Genomic DNA, 18,263 nt, shown 5'->3' on the forward strand with positions numbered 1-18,263 from the left:
ATAATAACGATTTTTAAAATTTTATATGGCTTTATAGTTTGAAACTATAGTTAATCTTCGCTTTTACCAAAAATTTATCGCTTTCATTTTACTTACTGTTTATTTTTGTGTACAATAGTGCTATGAAAATTTTAGTCACATCGGGCGGTACGAGTGAAGCTATCGATAGTGTCCGCTCTATTACTAACCATTCTACAGGTCGCTTGGGGAAAATCATCACAGAAACCTTGCTTGCTGCGGGGCATGAAGTTTTTTTGATAACGACAAAACGAGCTCTGAAGCCAGAAGCTCATCCCAACCTAAGCATTCGAGAAATTGATAATACCAACGACCTTCTAGTTGTGATGCAAGAACTTGTTAAGGAATATCAGGTCTTAATCCACTCAATGGCTGTGTCTGACTACACTCCTGTTTATATGACGGGACTTGAGGAAGTTGAGGCTAGCTCCAATTTGGAAGAATTCTTAAACAAGCAGAATCATCAAACTAAGATTTCTTCAACTGATGAGGTTCAGGTCTTATTCCTGAAAAAAACACCCAAAATCATCTCTCTAGTTAAGAAATGGAATCCGGCTATTCATCTGATTGGTTTTAAACTTCTTGTCGATGTTACTGAAGATCATCTTATTGAGGTTGCTAGACAAAGCCTTGTCAAGAACCAAGCTGACTTAATCATAGCAAATGATCTTACTCAAATATCAGCATATCAGCATCAAGCAATCTTTGTTGAGAAAGAACAACTCCAAACAGTTCAAACCAAAGAGGAAATTGCAAACCTCCTCCTTGAAAAAATTCAAGCATACGATTCATAGAAAGGAAAGCCATGGCAAATATTCTCATCGCAGTGACAGGTTCCATTGCCTCCTATAAAGCAGCTGATCTAGTCAGTTCCTTGAAAAAACAAGGCCATCAGGTCACTGTCTTAATGACTGAGGCAGCTAGAGAGTTTATCCAGCCTTTGACACTACAGGTGCTCTCACAGAATCCAGTTCACCTTGATCTCATGCAGGAACCCTATCCTGATCAAGTCAATCATATCGAAAGAGGAAAAGAAACAGACCTTTTTATCGTTGTACCTGCTACTGCTAATACCATTGCCAAACTTGCGCACGGTTTTGCGGATAATATGGTGACCAGTACGGCTCTTGCCCTACCAAGACACATCCCTAAACTCTTAGCTCCAGCCATGAATACAAAGATGTATGACCATCCTGCAACTCAGACAAACCTTAAAACTTTAGAAACATATGGTTACAAGCTCATCTCTCCAAAAGAATCCTTACTTGCTTGTGGAGACTACGGAAGGGGAGCTTTGGCAGACCTGAATATTATTTTAGAAAGAATAAAGGAAACACTCAATGAAAAAACGCTCTAATATTGCTCCGATTGCTATCTTTTTTGCGACCATGTTGGTCATTCACTTTCTGAGCTCGCTCTTATTTAATCTATTCCCATTCCCAATTAAACCAACTATCGTGCATATTCCTGTTATTATTGCAAGTATTATTTACGGCCCACGAGTTGGTGTTACACTCGGTTTCTTGATGGGGCTACTCAGCTTGACGGTTAACACGATTACCATCCTTCCAACCAGCTACCTATTCTCACCTTTTGTACCAAATGGAAACATCTATTCAGCAATGATTGCTATCCTTCCTCGTATTTTGATCGGTCTGACACCTTATCTAGTTTATAAATTATTGAAAAACAGAACGGGTCTCATCATTGCCGGAGCTCTTGGTTCACTTACAAATACAGTCTTTGTACTTGGGGGAATCTTCTTCCTTTTTGGAAATGTCTTCGATGGAAATATCCAAAAACTCCTAGCAACCGTTATCTCAACCAACTCAATTGCTGAGCTTGTCATCTCTGCAGTTCTCACAGTAGCAATTGTCCCACGTTTACAAACCTTGAAAAAATAAAACAACTCCACTTTCGTACTGAAGGTGGAGTTTTCATATTTAAAGCATGAGAATAATCAAAAAAATGTGAAATCCAAAGAGCAGGAGTTGATACGAAAACGGTGTAGGTTGCTGACTTTTCTGACTATCCAAGTATAGAGTTAGTGACAATAAAATCAAACCAAAAGCAATTACCATTCTGACGAGATAGGCAATTTCCATAATAGCAGCCATCAAAAGAATACCTAATAAGGGAAGGCCAAAAAGTGAAAGAGCTAGGGTACCTGCTAATAGAGAGATTAACGAAAGGACCAATAAACTATAAACTATGAAACGAGTCCAACCTGAGAAAACTTTCCCTTCTTTTTTCTGCTTTGACATCATCACGATTACCACAACTAGGTAAACAACAAGTATCATCACATTCTCTCCTAAATCAAAAATTCTTTACCACATTTTAACCAAATATGTCTTAAAAATCAATATTGGACCTTGACTTGCCTGACTATTTATTGTACTATACTTATGTATATACAGATAAATGGAGGTTCTTATGGATATACGAAAAAAAACGCAGTTTATGACCATGACTGCCCTACTCACTGCAATAGCGATTTTGATTCCAATCATTATGCCTTTTAAAATCGTTATCCCACCGGCTTCTTACACATTGGGAAGTCATATCCCCATCTTTATCGCCATGTTTCTTTCGCCTTTGATGGCTGCTTTTGTGATTATTGCTTCTAGTCTTGGTTTCCTGATGGCAGGTTATCCGCCTGTTATTGTACTTCGTGCCTTCTCTCACATCGTTTTTGGTACTTTGGGGGCTTTGTACTTAAAGAAATTCCCTGAAACCTTGGATAAACCAAAGACATCTTGGATTTTTAACTTTGTTTTGGGTGTTGTTCATGCTATTGCTGAAGTAATAGCTTGTATCATCTTTTATGCTACTTCAGGGACAAATGTTGAAAATATGTTTTATGTTCTCTTTGTCCTAGTTGGTTTTGGCACAATCGTTCATAGTATGGTAGACTATACATTAGCACTAGCTGTCTATAAAGTGCTTCGAAAACGTCGCTAAAAGGAAAAACTATGACAAAGGATCGCAAACAAGCTCTTCTCAAACTGTTAAAAGAGGCACCAAAAGCTCTCAATGGTCAAACCTTGGCTGAACACTTTCATGTTACGCGCCAAGTCATTGTACAGGATATCGCTATTCTCCGAGCAGATGGAGCTCCTATCCTATCCACCAATCGTGGCTATATCTACAAAGAAAATGATGCCAGCCCCTACGTTCACAAACTCTTTAAAGTGAAACATGAATTAGAAGAAATTGGTCAGGAACTTCTAGCTATTGTAGATAATGGCGGACGCGTTCAAAATATCTTAATCGATCATCCCGTTTATGGCGAAATTGAAACCCTAGTCAAACTCACTTGCCGCCGAGATGTTCAGCACTTTCTGGAACAAGTCGAGAATTCAGACTTTAGACCCCTTTCTGAATTGACAGATGGCATCCATTACCACCTTGTTGAAGCCGAAACACAACAAGACCTCCACTATATCGAGGAGGCCTTGGATAAACTTGGTTATTTAGTAAAAGACTAGAAGGTTTCTTTCTCCCATCCGTCCTCTGATGGAAATGATAGAAGAACTCTGACTTGTCAGGTGCTTCCATCATTTCCATCAGAGGCAACATATTATAGGCCAGATCCAAGTTTGGAATCTGGTCTTTTTGTACCCAAGATACTTCTTCAAATCTAAAAATTTGAGGTTTATATATGGAGAATTAGCTGTAACATGCTCTAAACACTATCCGTTTAATTTTACATTGAAAATTTTCTCCAAATTTTTTACAATATCGTTCCCTTAATTTCTTTTCGAGCAATAAACATACCATATTCTTTAGGAATGATTAACATCTCCTTATGAAAATGCATTTCCAATCTTTTACGAATGACTTTTTCTTCTAGCGAACCTATTTCTGAAATCCCTTTAAAGGATTGGATGTATTTAACTAAGTCATCTATACAAGTTACCTGTAACTCATCATCATAGAGTAATGTTTCGACAGAGTCAAAATACATACTCAGTTGGCTTTTGCCATTTTGTAAAGTAAACGTTTTATTTTCCAAATCTTGATTGATCTCATCTTTAAATAAGCCTGCCAAATAATCTACAACTCCATTTTCACCAAATGTAGCACAGTAAAAAATTCCGCCTGTTTTTAAGACTCTATTCACCTCAGAGAGCGCTTTATGAATATCATTTACATGATGTAGAAGCATATTAGCAATAACAATATCAAATGTTTCATTCTCAAAAGAAATCTTTTGAATATCCATTATTGTATAGTTGACATTGTTCCTATTTCCAATCACTGACTTCGTTGTTTTTACCATATCTTTAGAAAAATCTGTAACAACCAACTGCTTCATTCTATCAATAGAATCACTATTACTTTTCCATAGTTCTCCTGTACCACATCCCAATTCTAGGACCTTTACCTCATCAGTGATTTGGTAGTTGGAAAATATCCAATTATTAAACCCTAATTTATTTTTTGAATACTTCTTATGTAGCTTTACTCTAATGTCAAGATTATCTTGTTTTGCATATTGTTCAATTACCTTATCAGCCATTTTCTTTTACTTCCTTTCATATCTTAAGATTATACCATAAAATAAAACATCTCCGATTTCAAAATTGAAGGTGGAGATTGTTAAAGATAAAGATAGAAAAGAAGAATAGGAAATATTGAAGTATTCAGTTGACATACACCGACATACTTATCCTATATTTAAGTACCAATCATTAAAGGTTAACACCGTTCCAGTAATCATAGAACTAAAAAATTTCTTTCTCCCATCCATCTTCTGTACGGCGGCTATAGAAGAACTCAGACTTGTCAGGTGCTTCCATCATTTCCATCAGAGGCAACATATCATAGGCCAGATCCAAGTTAGGAATCTGGTCTTTTTGTACCCAAGATACTTCTCCTTCCTCTGAGGATTGGAGATTTCCAGTAAACTCTGTTGCCTTATAACAAAAAACGATGTAGCGCCCACCTGAATCTAAGGGCCAATTTTTAATACCGACCAGTTGGGGATTCTGAATCGTTAGGCCTGTTTCTTCATAAATCTCACGAATGACAGACTCGGCAAAGGCCTCGCCATTCTCAACATGTCCTCCTGGAAAGGCATAGCCAGACCAGCGATTGTTTTCAGGAGAGCGATATTGCATGACTACTCGCTTAGTTTCAATGTCTTCAATCAGACAGATATTGGTTAAAATAGTTGCTTGGGCACGGGACATAGATTTGCTCGCTTTCTAAATTGTTATATGCCTTTTTCGAACTTAATATCAGATTTCATGATAAAGGGATTGATCAACTCATGATGTTCATAAGTAGTACGGGCCAAAAAACCTCTAGCAATGATGATTTCCTTATCTTGTATGCGATAGTCTATATTGATAGGGATGGCTGGATCCGAGATAACTGATAAAACAAAGAATGCTGCAAACCAAAGATAAAGTGCCGCCAATCCACTAAATATTTGAAAAATAAGGTGATACCATTGAACATCTCTTGTTCTATAAAAAATTCTCCAGGGATGGATTAAGAAGGTCAAACAAAGAATGAAAAACCAACTATTCCACAAAATCGGCGTAAAAGATAGTCCAAAAACCAACAACACCAAATGAAGAACCACAAAGGTCAGCAAAGCCAAATAAAGTGTCTTAAACGAAATTAACTTAGTTAGATTTTCTTTTGTCATGATTATTCCTCTTTTTGTCCTTATATTTCAAAATTGCCATCAATATCGCTGGAATGATGAAAAAGATCAGATAAGTAGCAATCGGAAGCCAGATGTAGCGATAATCAACAGATAATAGGGAAGGAATTTTTTTAACTTTTCTCCCTTTCACCCCAACAATTAAGTGGAGAAGAAAAATAGGTCCATTTATGTATAGAAAAGGTTCTAAAAATTCTTGTACTGAAGTCTTTTCACTAAAACCATCTCTAAAAATACCTTGATAGAGTGTGTGAACCAAAAAGACAAAATTCATAATAATTGGCAAGACATAGGACATTTCTTGATACGGTTTCGGGATAAGTGACGTCCCGAACAACACATACATGATACCAAAAATAGATAATAATATTATGCCACCATCCATAAAAGAAGCAATCTTTGAATGTCTTTCCATCCACAATTGGACGTGAGCTACCAAAGAATACTTTTTCTGGATTTTTCTCATTTTTCTGTCCTGTTGTTTGACCTTCTTTTTTCTCTTAATCTTTCGTTCCATTTACGCCTCCTTCTTCTCTTTTCTATCCGTATAACCAAAAGCAGAATGCCCAGCCCTAAGAAAAAGAAAAAGAGATAACTTACAATAGGAGCCCAGATATAGGCTGGATCCATAGAAATTATAGGGGGGAAATTCGTTGACTTACGACGTCCTAGCCAATTCAGACCTACCAAGAGATGAAAGGGAAAAAGAAGACCATTGAACCCAATAAATCCCCATGAAAAGTAACGCCATTTCTGAAGTTTATCACTACTAAAACGAAAGACAAGGAAATAGGTTGATAAGATCAGAAGGATAAGATTGAAGCTTAAGGGGGAAAGATAGTTCATGTTCGGTAATGGATAACTAATGTAAGAGGCGGCAAGAAATGATACAAACATAGATCCAAATAATACACTCGTATCCAAAAGTTGACCAATCCTTCTGTGCCTTTCCATCCAAAGAAAAATCCTCTTAGTCCAAGAAGGCTTTTCTTTTGTCTTGTACTTCATTTGCCTACTCATCTTCATTTTCATCTACTCCTTTTTTTGAGCCTTTAGAGAGAAAGAAGATTGCCAAAGTTAACATCAAGACTAGAAGATAGACGACAATAGGAAACCAGATATAGGATGACTCCAGTGAAAACAAAGGTGATAGAACGACTCTTCCTCTTTTTCTCACACCAATCAGTTGAAAAATGAAGCTAAGGATATTGATATAAATAAAGGGTTCACAAAATCTTTTAAGGCTCTTTTCTTTTTCCGTTTTCACTGACAAAAAGAGAGCATAGAACCTATTACCCAAGATAAAAAGATTCAATTGCAAGGGAAATAAGAGTTCTCTGTACCGAAAATCAGCTGGAATGCTTTTGTTTTGTGATGTTGTAAATTCTATAACTAGGAACAAGATGATATAAAAGGTAATATCAAACATAAATTTGACAAATCGATGCCCTTGTAACCAAAAACGAACAGAATCTAAGCTCGATGACTTCTTATAATTCTTCTCTTTCAAATTCATAATAACTTCTTTCTATTCAAAAATATATTCTAAAACGTAAAGGTGGTATAGGTTCAAAGTTAAATTTTAAGATTTAAAATTTCTTAGTTCTGTTCTTTTCGTAACTTATCAGTTTATGATTCTGAATCTTTAAAGAAACACCACTACCTGAACGATATCCTTTAGCACCATAGTAGTAAGAAACCTCATAAAAGGCATCTGGCAACTCGGCATTATCTATCCCATTTGAAATAAATCCTGTCAGTCCACCTTCACCATCAAAATAATCTTTCTCACCCTCTTCTAAAACAGTGTCTTTATATCTAACACTTCCTTTAATAATTCCTTTTTCCAAAAATTCATCAATAGGGAGGTCATATAAACCTTGAAAAGCTTTCCCCTCCTTATGGTTCTTTTCGATGAGGGCATAATAGTCTTGGATATTGTCAGATTCAGTATCGACACTCCAGTAACTACTTACGAATTCCAAATTGGAATTTTCATATTGCTTGAAAAAACTCTCTACCTTTTCTTTATTAGAAACACTGACAGGGTTCTGGTTTAGTAGCTGATCTGCTATATGTGAAAATTGATGTAACATCGTTTCAATAGTTCCATCGTAGGCTAGCTCTTCACTCGTCCGTCTAGAGTTTCCTGGAGATTTAGGAAAATATATTAAACTGTCACTTACAGTAATCTTCCTTCCATTAACTTCTTCAGTATAATCATATTCAATTTCATAATCTTCAGAAGGCCATCTATATCTAGAAAACTTTGTGACCTTCACATCACCTTTAAAACCATATAATTTCAGTGTTCTGCTTGCTGCCGCCTCAATGTCTTTTTGATTTGGTCCAGAAAAAGTAGTATGAAAGGTAACTACTAAAATGACTACAAAACTCAGAAAACAGGCTGAGAGGATAATTGCGATAAAACTGAAATTCAACACTAACGCTTTTTTCATTACTACATTCTCCTAGATAAACATATTAAAATTTATTTCACTAATCCAAAGCCTTGATTTCCTCAGCTACTTTTTGCAGGTATTTTTGTCTTGTAGAATTTGTATTCACCTCACGCCCTAACTCACCCAAAATTGAAACTTTCTTTGTTTTGATACCGCAGTGATTTAGGACAGCATTCTTTAATACTGATATTCCATAACTGTCTGGGATATTGATAGGACCTGAAAATACTTTGTACCACCATGTTGGTGCCATGGATGTTGCGTAAATACTAGCTGTTTTTCCTTTTAGTAACTTTTTAAACTGCTGACCCCTTACGTAGTTTAAAATAAAACTTCCTTTATTATTTGCAGAGTACGCAATTCCTGGCGTGAAAACACGATCAATCCAACCCTTCAATAAACTAGGCATACTACTCCACCAAATTGGATAAACAAAAATGAAATGATCTGCCCACTGGATTAATTCCTGAGAGAGAAGTATGAAAGAGTCCTCTTCCATCCGTTTTCGATAACCATAACGTAATACGGGATCAAAATCTATCTCATTTAGATTAATAGATTCAAGCTCATGATGATTTGAGTCAATATTTTCTACAATCGTTTGAAAAATTTCTTGACAGAAACTGCCCTTGTCAGGATGTCCATTGATGACTAAAATTTTCATTCGTTCTCTCCTATCTAATCCAACGCCTTCACTTCCAACATCATATCACGTATCTGTGCAGCGAGTTCAAAGTCAAGCACTTCGACGGCTTCTTGCATTTGTTTTTCGAGTTTTTTAACGAGTTCCTTGCGTTCTTGTTTGTTGAGGCTATTGATATCGACTTCCTTGTCCTCTTCCTTGGCAACTGCCTTGGTTACGGCGATTAGATCAAGGATAAGTTCAGTAAACCTTAAGTACTCAGTGAAGTGTATATTTTAGTGCCTCTTGCTCCTATTTTAATAAGACAATAAAGTTTTAAGTCTGTTTAAGATTTTTAACACTCTTTATTAAAGTAAGAATATACGCCATTAATTTATTTCTAAAATACTCAATCATAGCGCCAGAAAAGAACAGGGCCAGTGTCATAACTAGAATCATAATGACAAAAATGGGAAATTCTTGTTCTCCAACTAAAGTATAAATGTTTGGTATAATTCTTCTAAAAATAAGAGGATGCACATGAAACAGATAAACCCCCAAAGTTAGTGGAGATATTAAAAGAACTAGTTTCTTAAAAAATAAGGGAATATCCTTAATATTCAAGAAGAGTAAAAATATTGCTATTCCTTGCAGTGTGACCGTAGGAGAAATATAACTTCTCCACTGTTCAAAACCAAGCCAGCACAATATAAAAGTTAAACTAGTTAGAAATAAAATGAATCCATTAACATTACGTATTTGAAAACGACTTTCGTAATTTGATTTTCTAATTATTGCTCCTATAGTGTACAAAAGAATCATCCATAATACACTATATCCACCCCACAAGCCCAGAATATCTTGTTTAAATACTGTAGGTATGACAGAAAAGTATATAAATGCTCCACTAACAATTGGAAGCAATTGTTCTTTTTTCAATGTCAACACTGCTTGATTCAAAAATGGTGCTATTAAGACTAAACCAAAATAGCAACTCATATACCAATACTGTCCATGACTTATTGGAGTTAAAGCTGAAAACCAATCACTTAAGTTAACAGATGATTTTGAAAAAATAGCAAATACAAAAGTAATTGAAATAGTATAGAAAATAATCTGTACCCAAAAACCAAACATTTTTTTATAACTAAATTGTGAATAAAGACCGACATACCCACTGATTAAAATATAAATATTTACAGCTGGATATGAGAAAGCTTCTAAAAAATTGGCAATAATATAGTAAAGATCTTTTTGACTATCAACTTTCTCCAAAATTCCTCCCATACCCAAAACATGTAAGTTGCAAATCATCAACATAGCGAAAATTCTACAACATTCAATGCCTATGTGTTTAGTTTTTTTTGCTGTCATATTATGTCTTTCTATATATTTCTATTTCTTTATAATTTTTTCAGTTTAACGCCTTCACTTCCAACATCATATCACGAATCTGAGCTGCGAGTTCAAAGTCAAGCACTTCGACGGCTTCTTGCATTTGTTTCTCCAGTTTCTTGACGAGTTCTTTGCGTTCTTGTTTGTTGAGACTATTGATATCGACTTCCTTGTCCTCTTCCTTGGCAACTGCCTTGGTCACGGCAATAAGATCACGGATTTCTTTCTTAATGGTTTGTGGGACGATACCATGCTCTTCATTATAAGCCATCTGGATTTTCCGACGACGAGCCGTTTCATCAATAGCGCGCTGCATAGACTGAGTCATGGTATCAGCATACATGATGACATGACCTTCACTGTTACGTGCGGCACGTCCAATGGTCTGGATGAGTCCACGCTCGTTACGAAGGAAACCTTCCTTGTCAGCATCTAGAATAGCAACCAAACTTACTTCGGGTACGTCAATCCCTTCACGGAGCAAATTGATTCCGACCAAGACATCAAAAACACCCAAGCGTAGGTCGCGGATAATCTCTGTCCGTTCCAAGGTCTTGATATCCGAGTGCATATACTTGACCTTGATGCCCATTTCTTTGAAGTAGTCGGTTAAATCCTCTGCCATTTTCTTGGTCAAGGTGGTAATAAAGGTTCGTTCGTTCTTTTCAACACGAGCATTGATTTCACCTAAGAGGTCATCAATCTGTCCCATAGTCGGACGGACTTCCACTTCTGGGTCTAGAAGCCCTGTTGGACGAATGATTTGCTCAATCACTGTCTCGGTCTGTTCATTTTCATAGTCACCTGGTGTTGCTGAAACGTAAACAATCTGGTGAACATGACTCTCAAACTCTTCCCGACGGAGAGGACGATTGTCCAAGGCGGACGGTAAACGGAAACCATAATTGACCAACATTTCCTTACGCGAACGGTCTCCATTATACATGCCCTTGATTTGCCCCATGGTCATGTGACTTTCATCAATCATGATCAAGAAATCATCTGGGAAAAAGTCGAGAAGCGTATAAGGAGGCTCTCCTTCGCTACGACCATCCATGTGGCGTGAGTAGTTTTCAACACCGTTGGTATAGCCCATCTCACGTAACATCTCAATATCATACTCTGTTCGCTGTTTCAAACGCTGAGCTTCTAGCAGTTTGCCTTCCTTTTCAAAGACAGCTAACTGTTCCTCCAACTCCGCCTTAATCTTGGCAATGGCAACTTCCATATGGTCGTCATTCGTCACAAAGTGAGTGGCAGGGAAAATCGCCAAATGATCGACTTCTCCCAATACCTGACCTGTCAAAGCCTCAACTTCACGGATACGGTCAATCTCATCCCCGAAAAACTCTACTCGAAAAGCGTGTTCGTCACGAGAAGCTGGGAAAATCTCCACCACATCCCCGCGAACGCGAAATCTTCCCCGTTGGAAATCAATATCATTGCGTTCAAACTGAATATCAACCAAGTCATTCAAGAGTTTATCACGAGAAATCTCTAGACCTGGACGAAGACTAACAACACTATCAGAATATTCCTTGGGCGAACCCAAACCATAGATACAAGAGACAGAAGCTACGACGATGACATCGTTACGCTCCAGAAGAGCTGAAGTCGCTGAGTGTCGAAGCTTGTCAATCTCATCATTGACCGAGCTATCCTTCTCAATATAGGTATCGCTCGAAGGGACATAGGCCTCTGGTTGATAATAATCATAGTAGGATACGAAGTACTCGACTGCATTTTCAGGGAAAAATTCCTTGAACTCTCCATAGAGCTGACCAGCTAGGGTTTTGTTATGGGCAATGACCAGAGTTGGTTTATTGACTTTGGAAATGACCTGACTCATGGTGTAGGTCTTCCCTGTACCCGTCGCCCCCATCAGAATCTGAGCCTTTTCTCCACCCTCGATGTTGTCAACCAACTGCTCAATTGCTTGGGGTTGATCTCCTGAAGGTTCATATTTTGATACTAGTTTAAATTTATTATCTGTAATTCTATTAATCATGATTGCCTCATCTGCATTTTTCTATCCTTCTATTTTACCATAAATTTACTTTTCAGACTCTTCTCTAAGTTGATAAGAGCGAGTATTTCATGTTACATTTCCTTACATAAAATCCATAAAATTTGCCTTTTCATTCATTTTCTGATATAATGGGAAAATATTCGGAAAAGGAGACTAAAAATGAAGAAAAAAATACTAGCATGTATGCTCATTTTATTTCCCATTTTCTCACTAGGTATGGCAAAAGCTGATACTGTTAAGATTGTGTCTGATACAGCTTACGCACCTTTTGAGTTTAAAGATTCAGATCAAACCTATAAAGGGATTGATGTTGATATTATCAATAAAGTCGCAGAAATCAAAGGATGGAACATCCAAATGTCTTATCCTGGCTTTGATGCAGCTGTAAATGCGGTGCAGTCAGGTCAAGCAGATGCTATTATGGCAGGTATGACAAAAACAAAAGAACGTGAAAATGTCTTTACCATGTCTGATACCTATTATGATACAAAAGTTGTCATTGCTACCACAAAGGCAAATAAAATCACCAAATATGAGGAACTTAGCGGCAAAACAGTTGGAGTTAAGAACGGAACTGCCGCTCAACGTTTCCTCGAAAGTATCAAAGATAAATACGGTTTCTCTATCAAAACCTTTGATACAGGTGATTTGATGAATAACAGTCTAAGTGCTGGTGCTGTAAATGCCATCATGGATGACAAACCTGTTATTGAGTATGCGATTAACCAAGGACAAGATCTCAGCATCAATATGGATGGTGAGGCTGTTGGAAGCTTTGCTTTTGGTGTCAAGAAAGGTAGCAAGTATGAACACTTGGTTACCGAGTTTAACGAAGCCCTAGCACAAATGAAGAAGGATGGTAGCTTGGAGCAAATCATCCAAAAATGGACAGCTTCTAAAACTACGGCAACCCCAACGACAACTACTGCTGCTGGACAAAAAGCTACTCCTGTGAAAAGCAAGTACATTATTGCCAGCGACTCATCTTTTGCCCCATTCGTCTTTCAAAATTCAAGCAATCAATACACTGGTATTGATATGGACCTCATCAAGGCCATTGCCAAAGACCAAGGTTTTGAAATTGAAATTACCAACCCAGGATTTGACGCAGCCATTAGTGCTGTTCAAGCAGGACAAGCAGATGGTATCATTGCTGGTATGTCTGTAACAGATGCCCGTAAGGAAACCTTCGACTTCTCAGAATCATACTACACAGCAAATACGATTCTTGGTGTGAAAGAATCAAGCACGATTGCTTCTTATGAAGACCTCAAGGATAAAACTGTCGGTGTTAAAAACGGAACTGCGTCTCAAACGTTCCTTACTGAGAATCAAAACAAATACGGCTATAAGATTAAAACCTTTGCAGATGGCGCTTCAATGTATGACAGTCTGAATACTGGAGCTATTGATGCTGTGATGGATGATGAGCCTGTTCTCAAATATTCTATCAGCCAAGGTCAAAAATTGAAAACGCCAATCGCTGGAACTCCAATCGGTGAAACTGCCTTTGCGGTTAAAAAAGGAACAAACCCAGAATTGATCCAGATGTTCAATAACGGACTTGCGAACCTCAAAGCTAACGGTGAATTCCAAAAGATTCTTGACAAGTATCTAGCTAGCGAAACTTCAACTGACTCTACAAGTACGGTTGACGAAACAACTATCTGGGGCTTGCTTCAAAACAACTACAAACAACTTCTTAGTGGACTTGGAATCACTCTTGCTCTAGCTCTTATCTCATTTGCAATTGCCATTGTCATCGGTATTATCTTTGGTATGTTTAGCGTTAGCCCATACAAATCTCTTCGTCTAATCTCTGAGATTTTCGTTGACGTTATCCGTGGTATTCCCTTGATGATTCTTGCAGCCTTCATCTTCTGGGGTATTCCAAACTTCATCGAGTCCATTACAGGCCAACAAAGTCCAATCAATGACTTTGTAGCTGGTACTATTGCCCTCTCACTTAATGCGGCAGCTTATATCGCTGAAATTGTTCGTGGTGGGATTCAAGCTGTTCCAGTTGGGCAAATGGAAGCCAGTCGCAGTCTTGGTATCTCTTATGGAAAAACCATGCGTAAGATTATCTTGCCACAAGCGACTAAATTGATGTTGCCAAACTTCGTCAACCAATTCGTTATCGCTCTTAAAGATACAACCATTGTTTCTGCTATCGGTCTGGTTGAACTTTTCCAAACTGGTAAGATTATCATCGCCCGTAACTACCAAAGTTTCAAGATGTATGCAATCCTTGCTATCTTCTATCTTGTAATTATCACGCTTTTGACTAGACTAGCGAAACGCTTAGAAAAGAGGATTCGTTAATGGCAAAACTAAAAATTGATGTAAATGATTTGCATAAGTATTATGGAAAAAACGAAGTTTTAAAAGGAATTACAACTAAATTCTATGAAGGAGATGTTGTCTGCATCATCGGTCCTTCTGGTTCTGGTAAATCCACATTCCTCCGTAGCCTTAACCTCCTCGAGGAGGTAACGAGTGGCCACATCACAGTGAATGGTTATGATTTGACTGAAAAATCAACCAATGTCGACCATGTTCGCGAAAACGTCGGAATGGTCTTCCAACACTTCAACCTCTTCCCACACATGTCCGTCCTGGAGAATATCACTTTTGCACCTATTGAACACAAACGGATGACCAAAGAAGAAGCTGAAAAATTGGGGATGGAGTTGCTTGAAAAGGTAGGACTAGCAGATAAAGCTAATGCCAACCCAGATAGTCTTTCAGGTGGTCAGAAACAGCGTGTAGCTATCGCTCGTGGACTTGCCATGAATCCTGATATCATGCTCTTTGATGAGCCAACTTCCGCTCTGGACCCTGAGATGGTTGGAGATGTACTGAATGTTATGAAGGAATTGGCAGAGCAAGGTATGACCATGATTATCGTAACCCATGAGATGGGATTTGCTCGTCAGGTGGCTAACCGTGTTATCTTTACGGCTGATGGTGAATTCCTGGAAGATGGAACTCCAGATCAAATCTTTGACAACCCGCAACACCCTCGTCTAAAAGAGTTCTTGGACAAGGTCTTAAATGTATAAAACAATACTGTAAGGTTCTCCTTACAGTTTTTTAATTGCGTATTGGATTTTTTGTTTTTTTTGAAAATTATGATAAAATAAAAACTATGATAATGAGGAAATCTCATCCCTAGTCCAACTAGGAAAAAATATAGAAATTAGGTAGCTAGATGTCATCAAAGGTTATTGTTACAATTTTCGGTGCGAGTGGAGATTTAGCTAAACGCAAACTCTACCCTTCCCTTTTCAGACTCTATAAATCAGGCAATCTCTCTGAGCATTTTGCTGTTATCGGAACAGCTCGTAGACCTTGGAGTAAGGAATATTTTGAATCTGTAGTTGTCGAATCCATCCTTGATTTGGCAGATAGTACCGAGCAAGCTCAAGAATTTGCTAGCCACTTCTACTATCAAAGCCATGATGTGAATGATACGGAACATTATATTGCTTTGCGCCAATTACAAGCTGAGCTCAACGAAAAATACCAAGCTGAACACAATAAGCTCTTCTTCTTGTCTATGGCACCTCAGTTCTTTGGAACCATTGCCAAGCACCTCAAATCTGAAAACATTGTTGATGGCAAAGGTTTTGAGCGCTTGATTGTTGAGAAACCATTTGGTACAGACTACGAAACAGCTAGCAAACTCAATGAAGATCTCCTTGCTGCCTTTGATGAGGAGCAAATCTACCGTATCGACCATTACCTAGGTAAAGAGATGATTCAGAGTATCTTTGCTGTTCGTTTTGCCAACATGATCTTTGAGAATGTTTGGAATCGCGAACACATCGATAATGTTCAGATTACCTTTGCAGAGCGCTTGGGTGTAGAAGAACGCGGTGGCTACTATGATCAATCTGGTGCCCTTCGTGATATGGTGCAAAACCATACACTCCAACTCCTCTCTCTTCTAGCCATGGACAAACCAGCTAGCTTTACAAAGGATGAGATTCGTGCTGAAAAGATAAAGGTCTTTAAAAACCTCTATCATCCAACTGAGGAAGAACTGAAAGAACAGTTTATCCGTGGTCAATATCGCTCTGGTAAAATCGATGGTATGAAATACATTTCCTATCGAAGCGAGCCAAATGTCGACCCAGAATCTACAACAGAAACCTTTGCATCTGGTGCCTTCTTTGTAGACAGCGATCGCTTCCGTGGTGTTCCCTTCTTTTTCCGTACAGGGAAACGCCTGACGGAAAAAGGAACTCACGTTAATATCGTCTTTAAGCAAATGGATTCTATCTTTGGAGAACCACTTGCTCCAAACATTTTGACAATCTATATCCAACCAACTGAAGGATTCTCTCTCAGCCTCAATGGGAAGCAAGTCGGAGAAGAATTCAACCTGGCTCCAAGCTCTCTGGATTACCGTACAGATGCTACTGCTACTGGAGCCTCACCAGACCCATACGAGAAATTAATCTACGATGTCTTGAATAACAACTCTACCAATTTTAGCCACTGGGATGAGGTAAGTGCTTCGTGGAAATTGATTGACCGTATCGAAAAGCTCTGGGATGAAAACGGAGCTCCACTCTACGATTATAAAGCTGGAAGCATGGGGCCACAAGCTAGCTTTGACTTACTTGAGAAGTATGGAGCCAAATGGACCTGGCAACCAGATATCGCCTATCGTGAAGATGGCCGTTTAGAATAGCAAAAATATCCTGCAAGATTGACTTGCAGGATATTTATTTTGTATTAAATCAAGCCTTCTAAGAGACCCTTCATAAAGTTTTCTGAGTTAAATTCCCCAATATCATCGATTTTTTCACCGAAACCGATCAATTTTACAGGGATATTGAGTTCTTCTCTGATAGCCAGTACAACACCACCTCGGGCAGTTCCGTCAATTTTTGTCAAAACAATTCCAGTCAATGGTGTTATCTTAGAAAATTCCTTAGCTTGTATCAAGGCGTTCTGGCCAGTTGAAGCATCGAGTGCCAGGAAGGTTTCATGAGGTGCCTCTGGAACAACACGTTTGATAATACGACCAATCTTTTCCAACTCGGCCATAAGGTTGTCCTTGTTTTGCAGACGCCCTGCTGTATCAATCATAAGGATATCAATCCCTTCAGCTACAGCACGTTGCATCCCATCAAAGACCACGCTTGCTGGATCAGCCTTTTCAGCTCCCGTCACAACAGGAACATCCACACGACGGCCCCATTCTACTAGCTGGGCAACGGCTCCAGCACGGAAGGTATCTGCCGCAACCAACATGACTTTCTTGCCAGCTTGTTTGTAGCGATGAGCTAATTTCCCGATAGAAGTTGTTTTCCCAACACCATTAACACCAACAAAGAGCATGACTGTCAAACCATCTTGGAAATGGATTTGTTCATCGTAGTTGCCATCCTTCTCATAGAGTTCAACCAATTTCTCGATAATAACACGACGGAGCGCGTCAGGCTTCTTAGCGTTTTCAAGTTTGGCTTCATAACGTAGTTCTTCTGTTAAGTTTGAAGCGACTTGCACACCGACGTCGCTCATGATGAGCAGTTCTTCCAATTCCTCGAAGAATTCTTCATCGACAGAACGGAAGTTTGCAAAGAAGGCATTCAAACGAGCACCGAATCCCGTACGGGTTTTCTTGAGACTACGGTCATATTTTTCCTGAACGGTTTCTTCAACTTGAGGAAGTTCTTCTTCTACTACTTCAGAAGCTAGCTCTTCTTCGAATTCTACAGTTTCTTGGTTCTCTTCTTCTAGAATTTCTTCAGGCTCTTGGATTTGCTCCAATTCATCAGCTTCTAGCTCAGGCTCCTCTTGGTCTGTTTCCTCGACTGCTTCTGGTTCAATGACTTCTTCTGTTGAGATCTGAAGAAGTTCTTCTTGGGCAGGTGTTTCTTCCTCTTTGTCCCTTGCTGTCTCTTCCTGAGAGGTTTCTTCGACTGCCGTTTGGTTTTCTTCAACTTCTTCTGACAAATCAAGATTTTCCAGTGCTTCTTTTACAATATCTTCGATTTTCGGCTCTTCTTTTTTTCCGAATAGACGGTCAAATAATCCCAT

Annotated in this window: 19 protein-coding genes and 2 pseudogenes; 8 read left to right on the forward strand and 13 right to left on the reverse strand. The window is 38.4% G+C overall.

Annotation, left to right across the window (positions count from 1 at the left end; translation table 11 throughout):
• Nucleotides 1–122 precede the first annotated feature (122 nt).
• From coaB to D8844_RS03415, 3 genes are read left to right on the forward strand one after another with little or no spacing between them, the layout of a single operon-like run.
• On the forward strand, nt 123–812 hold the full coding sequence (coaB, locus tag D8844_RS03405; protein WP_125421903.1) for a phosphopantothenate--cysteine ligase: 690 nt from the start codon (nt 123–125) through the stop codon (nt 810–812).
• 11 nt (nt 813–823) lie between these two features.
• The gene (gene coaC / locus D8844_RS03410; protein ID WP_125421906.1) at nt 824–1,375 is read left to right on the forward strand and encodes a phosphopantothenoylcysteine decarboxylase; all 552 of its coding nucleotides are present in this window, start codon (nt 824–826) and stop codon (nt 1,373–1,375) included.
• On the forward strand, nt 1,359–1,922 hold the full coding sequence (locus D8844_RS03415) for an ECF transporter S component (RefSeq protein ID WP_049537488.1): 564 nt from the start codon (nt 1,359–1,361) through the stop codon (nt 1,920–1,922). Before coaC ends, D8844_RS03415 begins: the two co-directional genes overlap by 17 nt.
• A gap of 39 nt (nt 1,923–1,961) precedes the next feature.
• On the opposite strand, the gene D8844_RS03420 is transcribed toward D8844_RS03415, so the two are convergent.
• A complete protein-coding gene (locus tag D8844_RS03420; protein ID WP_125421909.1) occupies nt 1,962–2,321 on the reverse strand; it encodes a hypothetical protein in 360 nt (119 codons plus the stop codon).
• 133 nt (nt 2,322–2,454) lie between these two features.
• Between D8844_RS03420 and D8844_RS03425 the strand changes: the two genes are divergently transcribed.
• Entirely contained in the window at nt 2,455–2,982 is a 528-nt protein-coding gene (locus D8844_RS03425; protein ID WP_000354645.1) for an ECF transporter S component, read from the forward strand.
• Nucleotides 2,983–2,993: 11 nt separating this feature from the next.
• On the forward strand, nt 2,994–3,509 hold the full coding sequence (locus tag D8844_RS03430; protein ID WP_125421912.1) for a transcription repressor NadR: 516 nt from the start codon (nt 2,994–2,996) through the stop codon (nt 3,507–3,509).
• On the opposite strand, the pseudogene D8844_RS03435 reads toward D8844_RS03430, so the two are convergent.
• From D8844_RS03435 to uvrB, 11 genes and pseudogenes are all read right to left on the reverse strand, one after another.
• Nucleotides 3,506–3,654: pseudogene (locus D8844_RS03435) on the reverse strand (8-oxo-dGTP diphosphatase); the annotation flags it as partial. The gene D8844_RS03430 and the pseudogene D8844_RS03435 sit on opposite strands and share 4 nt — an antisense overlap.
• Nucleotides 3,655–3,754: 100 nt before the next feature.
• Nucleotides 3,755–4,543 carry a class I SAM-dependent methyltransferase gene (locus D8844_RS03440; protein ID WP_125421915.1) on the reverse strand — a complete coding sequence of 263 codons (789 nt, stop codon included), beginning with the start codon at nt 4,541–4,543 and terminating at the stop codon, nt 3,755–3,757.
• Between the two features lie 205 nt (nt 4,544–4,748).
• Nucleotides 4,749–5,216 carry an 8-oxo-dGTP diphosphatase gene (locus D8844_RS03445; protein WP_042767839.1) on the reverse strand — a complete coding sequence of 156 codons (468 nt, stop codon included), beginning with the start codon at nt 5,214–5,216 and terminating at the stop codon, nt 4,749–4,751.
• Between the two features lie 23 nt (nt 5,217–5,239).
• Complete coding sequence (locus D8844_RS03450) at nt 5,240–5,680, reverse strand: hypothetical protein (protein ID WP_042767837.1); 441 nt, start codon at nt 5,678–5,680, stop codon at nt 5,240–5,242.
• Nucleotides 5,658–6,215 (reverse strand): hypothetical protein, encoded by a 558-nt coding sequence (locus tag D8844_RS03455; RefSeq protein ID WP_042767836.1) that lies wholly within the window; start codon nt 6,213–6,215, stop codon nt 5,658–5,660. Before D8844_RS03455 ends, D8844_RS03450 begins: the two co-directional genes overlap by 23 nt.
• A gap of 495 nt (nt 6,216–6,710) precedes the next feature.
• Complete coding sequence (locus tag D8844_RS03465) at nt 6,711–7,214, reverse strand: hypothetical protein (protein ID WP_042767833.1); 504 nt, start codon at nt 7,212–7,214, stop codon at nt 6,711–6,713.
• A 73-nt stretch (nt 7,215–7,287) separates the two neighbouring features.
• Nucleotides 7,288–8,157, reverse strand: a complete 870-nt coding sequence (locus tag D8844_RS03470) for a hypothetical protein (protein WP_125421918.1) — start codon at nt 8,155–8,157, stop codon at nt 7,288–7,290.
• 40 nt (nt 8,158–8,197) lie between these two features.
• The gene (locus tag D8844_RS03475; RefSeq protein WP_125421921.1) at nt 8,198–8,824 is read right to left on the reverse strand and encodes an NAD(P)H-dependent oxidoreductase; all 627 of its coding nucleotides are present in this window, start codon (nt 8,822–8,824) and stop codon (nt 8,198–8,200) included.
• 14 nt (nt 8,825–8,838) lie between these two features.
• A pseudogene (locus D8844_RS10575) lies at nt 8,839–9,039 on the reverse strand (UvrB/UvrC motif-containing protein); the annotation flags it as partial.
• Nucleotides 9,040–9,118: 79 nt separating this feature from the next.
• On the reverse strand, nt 9,119–10,156 hold the full coding sequence (locus D8844_RS03485; protein ID WP_125421924.1) for an acyltransferase: 1,038 nt from the start codon (nt 10,154–10,156) through the stop codon (nt 9,119–9,121).
• Between the two features lie 40 nt (nt 10,157–10,196).
• Nucleotides 10,197–12,185, reverse strand: coding sequence for an excinuclease ABC subunit UvrB (gene uvrB, locus D8844_RS03490; RefSeq protein WP_125421927.1), 1,989 nt, complete (start codon nt 12,183–12,185; stop codon nt 10,197–10,199).
• A 180-nt stretch (nt 12,186–12,365) separates the two neighbouring features.
• On the opposite strand from uvrB, the gene D8844_RS03495 reads away from it, so the two are divergent.
• The 3 genes from D8844_RS03495 (at nt 12,366) to zwf (ending at nt 16,908) form a co-directional block, all read left to right on the forward strand.
• Nucleotides 12,366–14,531, forward strand: a complete 2,166-nt coding sequence (locus tag D8844_RS03495) for an ABC transporter substrate-binding protein/permease (RefSeq protein WP_125421930.1) — start codon at nt 12,366–12,368, stop codon at nt 14,529–14,531.
• On the forward strand, nt 14,531–15,271 hold the full coding sequence (locus D8844_RS03500; protein ID WP_001096337.1) for an amino acid ABC transporter ATP-binding protein: 741 nt from the start codon (nt 14,531–14,533) through the stop codon (nt 15,269–15,271). Before D8844_RS03495 ends, D8844_RS03500 begins: the two co-directional genes overlap by 1 nt.
• Before the next feature lie 149 nt (nt 15,272–15,420).
• Nucleotides 15,421–16,908: a glucose-6-phosphate dehydrogenase gene (gene zwf / locus D8844_RS03505; protein ID WP_000096116.1), complete on the forward strand. Its 1,488-nt coding sequence runs from the start codon at nt 15,421–15,423 to the stop codon at nt 16,906–16,908.
• Between the two features lie 44 nt (nt 16,909–16,952).
• On the opposite strand, the gene ftsY is transcribed toward zwf, so the two are convergent.
• Nucleotides 16,953–18,263 (reverse strand): signal recognition particle-docking protein FtsY, encoded by a 1,311-nt coding sequence (gene ftsY, locus D8844_RS03510; RefSeq protein WP_125421933.1) that lies wholly within the window; start codon nt 18,261–18,263, stop codon nt 16,953–16,955.

Origin of the sequence: Streptococcus oralis (genome assembly GCF_003942875.1) — a bacterium.
Classification (GTDB): Bacteria; Bacillota; Bacilli; order Lactobacillales; family Streptococcaceae; genus Streptococcus; species Streptococcus oralis_BX.